The sequence below is a fragment of the Paraburkholderia fungorum genome (assembly GCF_046027215.1).
Lineage (GTDB): Bacteria > Pseudomonadota > Gammaproteobacteria > Burkholderiales > Burkholderiaceae > Paraburkholderia > Paraburkholderia fungorum_D.
In genome coordinates, this window is sequence record NZ_JAQQEN010000002.1 from 1,619,409 (window position 1) to 1,632,230 (window position 12,822).

Genomic DNA, 12,822 nt, shown 5'->3' on the forward strand with positions numbered 1-12,822 from the left:
CCGACCGTGGGCACCTGGCGCGCAAAATTACGTGCTTCGTGTATCGTTACAGGTTGAACGCCGCGCGCCGTGCGCGGCTTGCCAACTGCCAAAAAAAGGATTGACCGGATGATTACGATCTGGGGACGCGCCAATTCCGTCAACGTTCAGAAAGTATTGTGGTGTTGCGACGAACTGGTGCTGCCATACGAGCGCATCGACGCCGGCCTGCATTTTGGCCGCAACAACGAACCCGACTATCTCGCGATGAACCCGACCGGCAAGATTCCAACGCTGGTCGACGGCGATTTCGTGCTGTGGGAATCGAACTCGATCCTGCGCTATCTGGTGCTGGAATACGGTCCGTCGAGCCTGCTGTATCCGCACGAACCGAAACTGCGCGCGAGCATCGACCGCTGGCTCGACTGGACGCTCACCACGCTGCAACCCGCCGAGCGTCCGGTATTCTGGGCGCTGGTGCGTACGCCGGCCGCCGAACGCGACACCGTCAAACTCGCTGCCGACATCAACTCGGTCGCCGTCCTGTGGCGTCAGCTCGACACGCATCTGCAAGGCCGCTTCTTCCTTGAAGGCGAGAAGTTTACGCTCGCCGATATCGTGATCGGCGCCTACGCGAAACGCTGGTTCGGGCTGGACGGTGTCGAGCGTCCGCCGCTGCCGAATCTGGAGCGCTGGTATTCGCGCATCGCGACGCGCTCCGGCTTCAAGAAATACATCGACTTCCCGCTGACCTGAGCCAGCCGGTCAGCCTGTTCGAATCCGGCGCGATCAGCGAGCTGTCGCGCCGGCACAGCAAAGCGCGATGGCCTTTATAATCGACGCATGAAAACCGCCAAGCCCGCCGCGACCGTCGACAAAACCCCACCCGCCGCCTCCGCTCATCACCATGAGCCGGGGCAGGTGCACGGCGACTCGCAGGAAGCCGCTCTCACGCTGGCGGAAGAATATTGCCGTGAACGTGGCGAAAAACTCACGCCGATCCGCCGTAAGGTGCTCGAATTGCTGCTGAATTCGGGGCGCGCCACCAAAGCCTATTCGCTGCTCGATGAGATGCGCCAGATTCATCCCGGCTCGGCGCCGCCCACGGTGTATCGCGCGCTGGATTTTCTGCTGACGGCAGGACTCGTGCACCGGATCGAATCGATCAATGCGTTCACCGTCTGCCACGATCTGACGCAATGCCAGCATGGCATCCTGGTGGTCTGTCAGCAATGCGGCAACGTCACCGAATTGCATCAGCCCAAGCTGCGTCAGGCACTCGTCACACAAATCGAAGACGCGGGCTATCGCCTTGCTAGCGATGAAATTGAACTGAAGGGATTGTGTTCCGCGTGTCAGGCAGCGGAAGCCGCGGCTGCAGCAGCAGCTTCCGCGGCACCGGTCGCCGCCGCCAAATAATTGCCGAAGGAAGGTCAGGCGCAGCGCACGCGGTGCGCAGTCTGCACGCCGCTGCCTGCCAGTGCGAAGCGCCCGGCAGAAGCCGGGCAACACGCACCCAACAAGCCGCAGCCAACAAACAGCCGGCAAGCGACTGATCAGCCCGCCGCGCGGGCGTTGATCGCGTCGTGCAGCAGGGTCACGAGATCTTCCGGCAAGGCCGGCTTGGTCATGAAATGCTGGAAGCCTTCGCCGATGCTGCGCAAGCGGTAAGCGTCGTCCGTATGCCCGGTGAGCGCCACCGCTACCGAGGGCCGATGATCGCCGCGAATCTCGTGGTCGCGCAACCGCTGGATCAGATAGAAACCGTCCATGGCGGGAAGTTCGAGGTCGCACACCACGGCGTCAGGCAACAGTCGCAGCGCCGCTTCGACCCCCTCTTCCGCATCCGCCACGGCGACGACATGCGCTCCTTCCGCTTCGAGTAACAAGGTCAGCGATTCCCGGCTACCCGGGTCGTCTTCGACGAGCACGATCGTGGCCTGATCGAGTCTCAATGCTCCGTTCATTTTCTCTTGTTGCTGTAAAAAACCGGTTAGGCCGTCAGATACGGCCAACGTATCGCCCTGCTGCTTGCCGCCGATTCGCGCGGCTGCGGTGTTGCTGTTCATGATTCCGACTCGATTTCATGCGTCGAGTTGCACCCAGGGCCGCAATTGTAAAACATAGCCCGAGCGCAACGCGTGCGCACAGTAACGCGCGAAATTGCACGCCATTGAAAAAACGGCCTCCGGCGCCCTTGCGGCAGCTGACCGATGCCGTCACCCGAAGCGCCGCAGCGGCTCGTGCAAACCACATTGCACGCGATTGCCCGTCCGGCGTCTTTCTGACATTTCGTGTTCTTCTGGGGATGCCGGCGATGCTCCGTTTTGCGCGCGGCCTCCGCAACCATTCATCAGGTAGCACGTAGTGTGCCGCGCCGGGCGTCAGACTGCTTTCTTCGGACCAATACCTTGCACCAGCAAGGCCACCGCATGTCGCGCGATCTCTTCGCCGCCGGGATTGCGCCGCCGCGGATCGCTGCGCCAGAGTTTGGACGTGGCGAGCGGCAGAATTGTCAGCCCGAGTAGCGTGACGAACACGAGCGATGGCTCCAGGTCCGGGTTCAGGCGCCCTTCTTTCTGCCAGCGGGTAATGCATGACAGCGACGCCTTCTGATGTGCATCGCCAAACCGCTCATGCATGCGCTGGCGCAGCAAGCCGCCGTCGCTAATGACTTCGCGCACCCATAGCGACGGAAACCATGGATAGTCGCTCGCTATCTGCACGAGCCGCCGCGCGAGCTGGGTGATCGCCGCCACCGGATCGTCGGGATTCTCCTGAAATGGAACGCCCAGGGCGGCGCGCAGCGGCGCGAAACGCTCGTCGATCAGCACGTCGAGCAGCTGATCGCGCGTCTTGAAGTAGTAATGCATCATCGCCGGCGTGAAACCCGCCTCGCGGGCAATCTCTCCGAGCGTGGTATCGACGATGCCCTGCCGCGCAAAGAGCGCCAGCGCCGCGTCGAGCAAGCGGCTGCGCTGCTGCTGGCCGCGGGCGGCGCCCGAAGGTCTGCCGGGCCGCCGGGCCGGCGCGATCTCGACAGCCTCGGATTCGCTCCCAGCGATACCCGCGCTCACCGCCGGTTGCGTCGCTCTGCGCGCCTTCACGGCGGCCGCGCCACGCGGGGCGCTTTTCACCGCTTGCTTATCTGACGGATTCCTTGCCATTGCATTCAATTTGACGACTGACGCGATGTCGCATATATTAATCTCCAAATTAATTAATTTCAACGCCGCGGTGCCATGGACCATTCGACAACGACTCAACCTGCCGACCTGACGCAGGCGAATCCGCAGGCCGCCAATCACCCGCCGATCCGCCTGCTGTTTCCGGCGCTGCTGCTGGTGATGCTGCTCGCCGCGCTCGATCAGACCATTGTCTCGACCGCGCTGCCGACCATCGTCGGCGAACTGGGTGGCCTGAACAATCTCTCATGGGTGGTCACCGCCTATCTGCTCAGCTCGACCATCGTCGTGCCGCTGTATGGCAAATTCGGCGACCTGTTCGGCCGCAAGATCGTGCTACAGACAGCGATCGTCGTCTTCCTGGTGGGTTCCGCGTTATGCGGTATCGCCCAGGACATGACGCAACTGGTCGTGCTGCGCGCGCTGCAGGGGCTCGGCGGCGGCGGTCTGCTGGTGGTGACGATGGCCGCGATCGCGGACGTGATCCCGCCGGCTGAACGCGGCCGCTTCCAGGGCGTGTTCGGCGGCGTGTTCGGTCTGGCAACGGTGATCGGCCCGCTGCTCGGCGGCTTCCTCGTCGAGCACCTTTCATGGCGCTGGATTTTCTACATCAATCTGCCGCTCGGCATCATCTCGCTGGCGGTGATCGGTGCGGTCTTCAAACCTCACGTGCGGCACGTGAAGCACACCATCGACTACATGGGCGCCGCATTCCTCGCCGGTGCGCTTACCTGCATCATCCTGTTCACGAGTCAGGGCGGCACGATTCTGCCGTGGTCATCGCCGCAATTGTGGTTCACGCTCGGCATCGGGCTGGTGTCGATCTGGGGCTTCATCCATGAAGAACGCACCGCGGTTGAACCGATCATGCCGCTCGAACTGTTCAGGCAACGCACGTTTCTGCTGAGCAGTCTGATCGGCTTCATCATTGGCGTGTCCCTGTTCGGTTCGGTGACGTTCCTGCCACTTTACTTACAGGTGGTCAAAGGCTCGACGCCGTCGGAAGCCGGCATGCAGATGCTGCCGATGATGGGCGGCCTGTTCGTGATGTCGATGGTGACCGGACGGGTGATCAGCAGGATCGGCAAGTACCGCATGTTTCCGATCGCCGGCACGCTGCTCGTGGCGGTGGCGATGCTGCTGCTCTCACGCCTGCAGATCACCAGCCCGATTCATGTGATGTATATCGACATGAGTATTCTTGGCTGCGGTCTAGGCATGGTGATGCAGGTGCTGATTCTTGCCGTGCAGAATACTGTCGAGTTCAGGCACATGGGCGTCGCCACATCGGGCGCGACATTGTTCCGTTCGATCGGCGGATCGATCGGTGTGGCCGGCTTCGGCGCGGTGTTTTCGAACGGCCTCGCCGCGCGCCTGGAAACACTGATTCCGCCCAACACCGAGTTGCCGCACGCGCTCGGACCCGCAGCGATTCATCAGTTGCCGCAGGTGTTGCACGACGATTATCTGCAAGCGTTCGCCGGTGCGTTGCATACCGTCTACCTGTGCGCCGCGTGCGTGGTATTGCTTGCTTTCGCGCTCGCATGGCTTCTCAAGGATCATCCGTTACGCAAGCATTAATCCAGCTTGCAGTTTCTGGAAGCGCTTCCTCCCAGCGCCTGATGACGAGATCGAGCGCCGCAAGCGTTGACCTCGTTCTGTTTTTTGCGCCTCGCGCGCATCATGTCCGCATCGGCGGGGTGAAAAATCCCGTCCAGCCGTTCGTTCTGCAAACGTGTGCAGTGTTTCGTCGTACCTACGAATGTGCGCTGGCGCACAGAACGTAGGTGAGAACGTCGATTGACGTCCTTATCGAAACACCACATATTGGAACCAGCGGCACCGCGAGCGAGCACTTGCGGCCCAACGCTCTTCAGCGCATGTGGATCGTGATTTCCGCGGACATGGTTCCTGCCTCAGCACGATCCCGAGCATGCCGTAACGGCATCGTTTCCCACAGGTGGGTCCACAGCATGTCCACCCAGCCAATACTCGGCCATAGCTTTCCGACGCCCTGCAAACGCTGTGGCGGTGCGCTCTACCGGCAAGTCGACTACTGTCCGTATTGCGGCGAGGTGCATCCGCTCGACCCGGCTCCGTATAAACGCGTCGGGACTCCCGGCAGTCGCACCAGCGCGACGAGCAAAGCGACGCCAAAAAGCAGCGCTGAACCGACACCGTCTGCCGAAAGCGATCTGACTGTTCGTGCCGAGCAGGCAAGCGAAGCCGCTCCTGCGAGAGAAGCAGTGCACACGCAGATGCTCGCATCAGCGGATATGCCAGTTGCGCCGGTCGCCGGTCACGCCGCGCACGGGCGCGGCCGTGGCAGCCTGTCCACGCGCAAAGTAGTCACGGGAATTGGCGCCATTGTCGTTATCGGACTAGCGTATGGCGTCTACACGCTAGTCAGCGACAACGGCGACTCGCAGTCGAGCAATAGCGACCAGAGCGCCGACACCGCGCAGGACACCCGCACGACGACCGGCACGGTCGCGCCGTACTCACCAGCACAACCGGCCACTCAAACTGCAACTGCAAATCCGGCCGCGCCGGCCCGCCCGGGCAATCCGGCGAAGGCCGCCGCTCCGGCTATTTCCGTCACACCCATCGCACCGCCTGCGAGCACCGCACCGTCGACGCCGGCAGCAGCGCCGCGGTTCCGCGATGCCGCGCAAGCCATGCAGGCAGCACGACTTGCGTTTCGCGTCAACGATCTGTCCACCGCGCAGGCAGCGCTCGGCGCGGCGCAGACGCTGCAACCAGGCAACGCCGACGCGCAAGCCCTGTCCGGCGACCTCAGACCGTTGGCCGCGCGCCGCGATAGCGCGTTGCAGGCGGCGCAAGCGTGCGTCGCGCAACAGTCCTGGACCTGCGCGCGTCAGCACGCGAACGACGCGCTCAGCATCGACACCGGCAACGCAACCGCGAAGACCATCCTCGAACGCGTGATTCGCGAAACCGGTTGGGCGCCGCTCAACTCGCACGCCGCGACAGGCAGCAATCCGGCGCAACCAAAATTACAGCCGCAAACGCAAACCACGCTGCAATCGCAGCAGGCTCAGTTGCAGCCGCCCCTGCCCAGCGGCCTGCCGGCGAATGGCGCCGCCATGGCCGCGGCACCGCACACCGTGCCGGCCGCCGGCGACCCCGCGAGCATCGAAGCGCGCGAACGGGCAATCAAGGATTCCGGCTGGACCCGCGCCCCGTCGAACCGCGCCAGGTCATCCGCGAGTGCGCCACCCGGCCAGTAGGCCATGATCCGGATCACGAATTGTTGAGCCGTACGCACGCACGACTGCATCACGGAATTCACCGCCATTGAGCGGCAGCACACGGACAAGGCGAGCTTTACGCGGAACATGACAGAGCAACCGACTCACCGGTGCTTCGCGCGCGCCGACGCGAGAGGCCTGTTCAAACCTGAGCGAAAGGTAGATAGACCATGCTGAAGAGACTGCTGGCGGGATGGCTGGGGCTGGTGCTGATGGTCATGTCTTCGTTTGCGCTCGCGGAGGCTGCCCACTACAAGATCGTCACCGGTCCGGAACGGGGCACCTATATTCAGATCGGCCAGGATCTGTCGAAATGGGTGGCGGCGCCAGTGGGCATCGACCTTGAAGTGATGGCGTCGAAGGGTTCGGCTGAAAATGTGCAGCGCATGCGCTTCGAGGCGGGCGTGAAGCTCGCGCTGGTGCAGTCCGATGTGTACCAGGCCTACATCGATATGGCAAACGCGGGCAATGCCGACGCCGGCACCGCGATCCGTCCGTTGCGACTCATCATGCCGCTCTACGACGAGGAAATTAACGTCGTGGTGCGCGCGGATTCGCCGCTGAAAACCTTTGCCGACATCAAGGACAAAACCATTAGCGTCGGCCTGATCGGCAGCGGTACGGCTCAATCCGCGACCACCCTGTATCACCTGATGTTCGGCCAGCCGATTCCCGAACAGAACATCCAGCATCTGAGCAACGAAGATGCGCTGGCCGCGTTGATCGTGAAGAAGGTGGACGTCGCGATCATCGTGGTCGGCCAGCCGGCCAAGCTGTTCAATGACATGAACCCCGAACTGCTGCAACAGATCCGCGTGCTGAAGGTCGATCCCGCCGCGCCCGAAACCGCCCGCGCGAAACAGACCTATTTCCCGGCGACGATCCGCGCCAGCAGCTACCCGGGCTGGCTGAAAGAAGACGTGCCCACGCTCACCGTGAAGGCCTTTCTCGTCACTTACGACTACGGTCTGCGCGACACGGTCGGCAATCTGAATCGTTTCGCCGACTCGCTGTGCGCCAACTTCGACAACCTGCAGGAACACGGCCATCCGAAGTGGAAGCAGGTGAAACTCGAATTGCCGACCCTGGTGCGCGGGTGGAAATACTACCCGCCGGTAGAGAAGCATTTACGCGCGTGTCTTGCAAACAGAAGCGCGGCCGTCAGCGCAACCGCTGCGCAGCCGCAAGCCGTGCAAAAGCCGCACGTGACCTGCACGGATCAGGAGCGTCTGCTACTGCTGTGCAAGTAGGTTTGCGCGCGAGAAGGTTGCGCATGTTCAGGCGCGCGGCCTTGCAGCGGCGGAAATCTCCATGGCCCGTTGCAGCGTGTCGTATACCTTCGGGCGGTTGCACTGCGAAACGTTAAAGCGCAGAAAACCAGTCGCCGATTGCGAGGTGCTGAACACATTGCCGGGTGCGAACACCACGCTTTCAGCCAATGCGTGCCGCGCGATATCGGCGGCGTCCAGCGCGTCTGGCAGGCGCGCCCATACGAACATGCCGGCCCGCGGCCGCGTCCATACTTCCAGACCCGCATAACCCAGCCGTCTGACGGTGTCGCCCATGGCGTCCGCGAGTTTCGCGCGCATCGATTCCAGATGACGCCGATACGTGCCGTCCACCAGCAGGCGATGCACGACACTCGCCGCGAGCTGACCATTGCCGAACGAGGTCGCCAGCTTCAGATCGATCAGCGATTCGATCCATTCGCCGCGCGCCGCGATGTAACCGCAACGCACCGCCGCCGACAGCGTCTTCGAAAAGCTGCCGATCGACACCACCCGCGCAAGGCCGTCGAACGCCGCCAGACGCGGCGCGGGCTCGTCCTCGAAATCGGCGAAGATATCGTCCTCGACAATTAGCAGATCGTGCTCGCCCGCCAGCTTCAGCAGCCGATGTGCCACGGCCGGTGCAAGCGTGGCGCCCGTGGGATTGTGGATCGCGGAATTGGTCACGTACAGCCGCGGGCGGTGTTCGATCAGCGCCCGTTCGAACGCCACCAGATCGGGGCCGGACGGCGTATAGGGCACGCCAACGATGCGCGCGCGATGCGCCCGCAGGAGCGCCTGAAAATTGAAATAGCACGGGTCGTCGATCAGGACCGTGTCGCCGGGTTCGAGGAGAAAGCGGCACACGAGATCGAGCGCGTGGGTGCCGCCGTCGGTCAGCACGATCTGTTCGGGCGGCGCTTCCACACCGTGCTGCGCGAGCCGCCACGCCAGTTGCTGACGCAGCGCGGGCAAACCGTGCGGGCTCGCGTACTCGGCGAGCGGCGACTGCGGATCGCGCGCCACGGTGCGCAACGCCCGGCGCACACCGTCTTCCGGCAGCCACGAAGCCGGCATCCAGCCGCAGCCCGGCTTGACCACTTTCGCGCCGCCCTCCAGCGATTGACGCGTGAGCCACAACGGATCGACCTCACGGTCCAGCCGTGGCCCGAGATCGGCGAGCGCCAGCGGCGGCGCATGGCCCGAGACGAAGAATCCCGAACCGCGCCGCGCCACGATCACGCCTTCCGCGACCAGCCGGTCGTACGCCTCCACCACCGTCGACTTCGACACGCCGAGCGTCTCGGTCATCGCGCGGATCGACGGCACGCGTGCGCCGGGCATCAGCGAGCGGCTCGCAATGCGCTCGCGCAGACTGCTCATCACCGTGCCGACGCGCGTGCCCGATGCCATGCCGGGGGTATCACTTTCCGCCATCTGTACTGCTCCATGTTCGGTACAGTTTGTACGAATTGTACTGATCCGTAGCTTACCCTTTACCAGGTTATGGTGGATGCTATGGCTTTTATTTCCCGCGCGGACGCTTCCGATGGACAAGACAACGAATGGCTGGCTCAGCGGCCTGATCGGCGTATTGATTTTCAGTGGCTCGCTGCCTGCCACGCGCATTGCCGTGCAGGGGCTCGACCCGGTATTTCTGACGATGGCCCGCGCGACGATCGCGGGCACGCTGGGACTTTTGCTGCTGCTCGTCTTTCGTGAGGCTCGGCCTGCCAGGCGCGATTTCATCCCGCTGGTCGTGGTCGCGCTTGGCGTGGTGGTCGGCTTTCCGCTGTTGACGGCGCTCGCGCTGCGCCACGTCAGCTCCGCGCATGCCGTGGTGTTCGTCGGACTGCTGCCGCTCGCCACCGCGATCTTCGGCGTGCTGCGTGGCGGCGAGCGACCCCAGCCGGCGTTCTGGCTGTTCTCGACGCTCGGCAGCGGCGCGGTGGTCGCCTTCGCGCTGCGGCACGGTCTCGATGCCTCGCCGATCGGCGACGCGCTGATGCTGGCGGCGATCGTCGTATGCGGGCTCGGCTATGCCGAAGGCGCGCGCCTGTCACGCCACCTCGGCGGCTGGCAGGTGATCTCGTGGGCGCTGGTGATCTCGCTGCCGGTGATGCTGCCGCTCGCGTTATGGGCGCGCCCGGCCTCGTTCGAAGGCGTCAGCCACGCGGCGCTGTGGGGCCTCGCGTACGTGTCGCTGTTCAGCATGCTGATCGGCTTCGTGTTCTGGTATCGCGGACTGGCGCTCGGCGGTATCGCGGGCGTTGGGCAACTGCAGTTGCTGCAGCCGTTTTTCGGGCTTCTGCTCGCCGGCCTGCTGTTGCACGAACAGGTGCCACCCGCGATGATCCTGGTCACCGTCGTGGTGGTGGCGTGCGTGGCGGGCGCGCGACGCTTCTCGCGGAGCGCACCGGCGCGCCCGGGCGTGTGAGCAGTCTTCCGCCGCTGTTCGCGCCGTGCCGGCTTTCAGGCGCACGCGGCCTGGCGAGCGGGTCGAATCGGTGCATGCGCAGAACCTGGCTGACACTGGCTGACGGGTCCGGCGAATTTTGACTCGCTTCTAATTCGCACGCACTGCGGGCATAGTGAAACGTATCCCTGACCCACTTGCCACGACGTCAACACGTATGAGCACTACCAGCCACCCAACCACTTCGGTCGACGCCTCACGCTGCGCACCGCTGATCCGCGACGCCACCGAAGCCGATCTGCCCGCGATTCAGACGATCTACGCGCACCACGTACTGACCGGCGTCGCCTCATTCGAGGAAACGCCGCCTTCGGTCGACGATCTGCGCGCGCGGCTTGCATCGGTACGCAGTCATGGGCTGCCGTATATGGTCGCCGAGATCGACGGCGAAGTGGCCGGGTACTGCTATGCAACGCCCTACCGGCCACGCGCCGCGTATCGCAACACCATTGAAGATTCGATCTACGTCAACGACGCGTTTCGCGGGCGAGGTCTCGGGCGCGTATTGCTCCAGGCATTGATCGAACGATGCGAGACCGGGCCGTGGCGTCAGATGGTCGCCGTGATTGCCGACGGCGGCAGTGGCGGCTCGCTGTCGCTGCATACGCAACTGGGATTCGAATTGACCGGCACGCTGAAAGCGGTCGGTTTCAAGCATGGCCGGTGGCTCGATACCACTTTGATGCAGCGTCCGTTGGGCGTGGGTGATTCGACCGTGCCGGACGACGTGGCGTAGGGACTCCGCCGCGTGGATTGCAGCATGACCGGGAAGCCACGTGCACGCGCGCGCACGCATATCGAAGCACGCGCCGCGCGTCATATTCAAATCTCCATTGCTTCGTTTGATTGGCAGGACGTCCGTGCGACGATCCTCGAACGCAGCTGTAATGCGCGAACCAATCGAACGCAACGGAGATTCGCCGGATGGCCCGTCACATCAAAACATCGCTTCACCTCGCCGCTGCCGTGCTGGCCGCGTTCACGACATGGAGCGCACTCGCGCAAGGCGCCGGCAGCGAACCGGCCAAGGTGTTGCGCGTCGGTTATCAGAAATCAGGACTGCTCGCGGTGCTCAAGGCGCAGGGCTCACTCGACGAAAAGCTCAAGCCGCTCGGCTACAGCATCAAGTGGTTCGAATTTCCGGCCGGGCCGCAACTGCTCGAAGCACTGAACGCCAATAGCATCGACTTCGGTTCTACCGGCGCGCCGCCGCCCGTGTTCGCGCAAGCCGGTGGCGTGCGCTTCGTGTATGTCGGCGCGGAACCGGCGGGGCGTCATAGCGAAGCGATCCTGGTCCGAAACGATTCGCCGCTGCATGGCGTGGCCGATCTGAAGGGCAAACGCATCGCACTGCAAAAAGGCTCGAGTTCCAACTATCTGCTGCTCGAAGCGCTGAAGAAGGCGGGCTTGCGTTACGAGGACATCCGCCCGGTGTATCTGCCGCCCGCCGATGCACGCGCTGCTTTCGAAAGCGGCGACGTCGACGCATGGGTGATCTGGGACCCGTACTACGCGTCGGCGCAACAGGCGCTGAAAGCGCGCACGCTGACCGACTATTCGGAGCTCAACAGTCCCTACAACTTCTATGAAGCGACGCGCGACTTCGCCCAGCAGCATCCCGATGTGGTCACCGCGATTCTTGGCCAGCTACGCACCGCCGGACTATGGGTCAACGATCACCCCGTGGAGACCGCCGCGCTGATCGCGCCGAAGGTTGGCCTCGATCAGAAACTGGTCGAAACCTGGGTACGCCGCTATCCATATGGCGCCACCGCCGTCACCGACGAAATCGTGCACTCGCAGCAGATCGTCGCCGATGCGTTCTACGGCGCGCATCTGATTCCGCAGAAAATCACCGTGAAGGACAACGTCTGGCAGAACCGCGAGGCGGCCGCCGCGTTGGCCGCGAAGTGAATCGATAGCGGGCGCCCCGCCGCTCAACGCGCGCGCGGCAGGCGTGTGAACAGTGTCGGGTAGTCGATGACGAGGCCGTCTTCGTCCACCTTCATATCCGCGGTGAAGTTGCGAAAGATGCCTTCGTAGCGGTACTCGCGATCTGGCTCGATACACGAATAGGCCTGCTCGGCACGTGTGACCTGCAAATCCGGTGTCGAAATATACGCGACCGAAATCGGCTGACGCTCACCTTCGGAGAGTTGCAGCCGGCGGATCGGCAGCGTGTTGGTAAAGGGCGTGGCGGCAATGTCGATGTCGATGCATCCTTCGACCGCGCTCAGCACGAGCCCGTGGCCATCGCGCCAATGTCCCACGCCGTCGCCGTGCAACTCCAGTTCGCCTCCGCCGACGATCTTCAGCCATGCGTACGTGGTGCGCCATTGCGTATCGCAGTACACCTTGTAGTGCAGGCCATATGTTTTTCCGTAGCGTTGCCCGACCACCACGCTTTCCGCCCTGAAACCGTCCTCGCGCGCCTCGAACGCCAGATGTTCGAGGCCCTCGCCCTCTTCGGATGCCCAGCGTAGCTCACGCATCAGCCTGTCTCCTTGTCGATTGGCGCGCCACGCGCGCCGGGCTTTTATCCTAACGCGAACTCTTTCGCTTCGCAGGAGCGCCATCCACGTCGCGCCCGTATCGCAAATAGCCACTATCAACGCGGCGCGCACCCGCGATGCGGCCGGTGG

The 12,822-nt window shown here is 63.5% G+C and carries 12 protein-coding genes; 8 read left to right on the forward strand and 4 right to left on the reverse strand.

What is annotated here, in order from left to right:
• The first annotated feature begins 108 nt into the window (after positions 1-108).
• On the forward strand, positions 109-735 hold the full coding sequence (locus tag PQR27_RS27760; protein ID WP_408526799.1) for a glutathione S-transferase family protein: 627 nt from the start codon (positions 109-111) through the stop codon (positions 733-735).
• Positions 736-822: 87 nt separating this feature from the next.
• Complete coding sequence (locus tag PQR27_RS27765) at positions 823-1,398, forward strand: Fur family transcriptional regulator (protein WP_408526800.1); 576 nt, start codon at positions 823-825, stop codon at positions 1,396-1,398.
• Positions 1,399-1,535: 137 nt separating this feature from the next.
• Here PQR27_RS27765 and PQR27_RS27770 read toward each other — a convergent pair whose 3' ends face one another.
• Positions 1,536-2,048, reverse strand: a complete 513-nt coding sequence (locus PQR27_RS27770; protein ID WP_408526801.1) for a response regulator — start codon at positions 2,046-2,048, stop codon at positions 1,536-1,538.
• Between the two features lie 315 nt (positions 2,049-2,363).
• Positions 2,364-3,146 carry a TetR/AcrR family transcriptional regulator gene (locus PQR27_RS27775; RefSeq protein ID WP_408526802.1) on the reverse strand — a complete coding sequence of 261 codons (783 nt, stop codon included), beginning with the start codon at positions 3,144-3,146 and terminating at the stop codon, positions 2,364-2,366.
• 75 nt (positions 3,147-3,221) lie between these two features.
• Between PQR27_RS27775 and PQR27_RS27780 the strand changes: the two genes are divergently transcribed.
• From PQR27_RS27780 to PQR27_RS27790, 3 genes are all read left to right on the forward strand, one after another.
• On the forward strand, positions 3,222-4,745 hold the full coding sequence (locus tag PQR27_RS27780; protein ID WP_408526803.1) for an MDR family MFS transporter: 1,524 nt from the start codon (positions 3,222-3,224) through the stop codon (positions 4,743-4,745).
• 392 nt (positions 4,746-5,137) lie between these two features.
• Entirely contained in the window at positions 5,138-6,415 is a 1,278-nt protein-coding gene (locus PQR27_RS27785; protein ID WP_408526804.1) for a hypothetical protein, read from the forward strand.
• Positions 6,416-6,606: 191 nt separating this feature from the next.
• The gene (locus PQR27_RS27790; protein ID WP_408526805.1) at positions 6,607-7,686 is read left to right on the forward strand and encodes a TAXI family TRAP transporter solute-binding subunit; all 1,080 of its coding nucleotides are present in this window, start codon (positions 6,607-6,609) and stop codon (positions 7,684-7,686) included.
• A gap of 27 nt (positions 7,687-7,713) precedes the next feature.
• Here the strand turns inward: PQR27_RS27790 and PQR27_RS27795 are convergent, their stop codons facing one another.
• Positions 7,714-9,141, reverse strand: coding sequence for an aminotransferase-like domain-containing protein (locus PQR27_RS27795; protein ID WP_408526806.1), 1,428 nt, complete (start codon positions 9,139-9,141; stop codon positions 7,714-7,716).
• Positions 9,142-9,253: 112 nt separating this feature from the next.
• On the opposite strand from PQR27_RS27795, the gene PQR27_RS27800 reads away from it, so the two are divergent.
• From PQR27_RS27800 to PQR27_RS27810, 3 genes are all read left to right on the forward strand, one after another.
• On the forward strand, positions 9,254-10,141 hold the full coding sequence (locus PQR27_RS27800) for a DMT family transporter (RefSeq protein WP_408526807.1): 888 nt from the start codon (positions 9,254-9,256) through the stop codon (positions 10,139-10,141).
• A gap of 196 nt (positions 10,142-10,337) precedes the next feature.
• Positions 10,338-10,916 carry a GNAT family N-acetyltransferase gene (locus tag PQR27_RS27805; protein WP_408526808.1) on the forward strand — a complete coding sequence of 193 codons (579 nt, stop codon included), beginning with the start codon at positions 10,338-10,340 and terminating at the stop codon, positions 10,914-10,916.
• A 188-nt stretch (positions 10,917-11,104) separates the two neighbouring features.
• The gene (locus PQR27_RS27810; protein WP_408526809.1) at positions 11,105-12,094 is read left to right on the forward strand and encodes a sulfonate ABC transporter substrate-binding protein; all 990 of its coding nucleotides are present in this window, start codon (positions 11,105-11,107) and stop codon (positions 12,092-12,094) included.
• Positions 12,095-12,117: 23 nt separating this feature from the next.
• On the opposite strand, the gene PQR27_RS27815 is transcribed toward PQR27_RS27810, so the two are convergent.
• The gene (locus tag PQR27_RS27815) at positions 12,118-12,672 is read right to left on the reverse strand and encodes a putative glycolipid-binding domain-containing protein (protein WP_408526810.1); all 555 of its coding nucleotides are present in this window, start codon (positions 12,670-12,672) and stop codon (positions 12,118-12,120) included.
• Between the last annotated feature and the right edge of the window lie 150 nt (positions 12,673-12,822).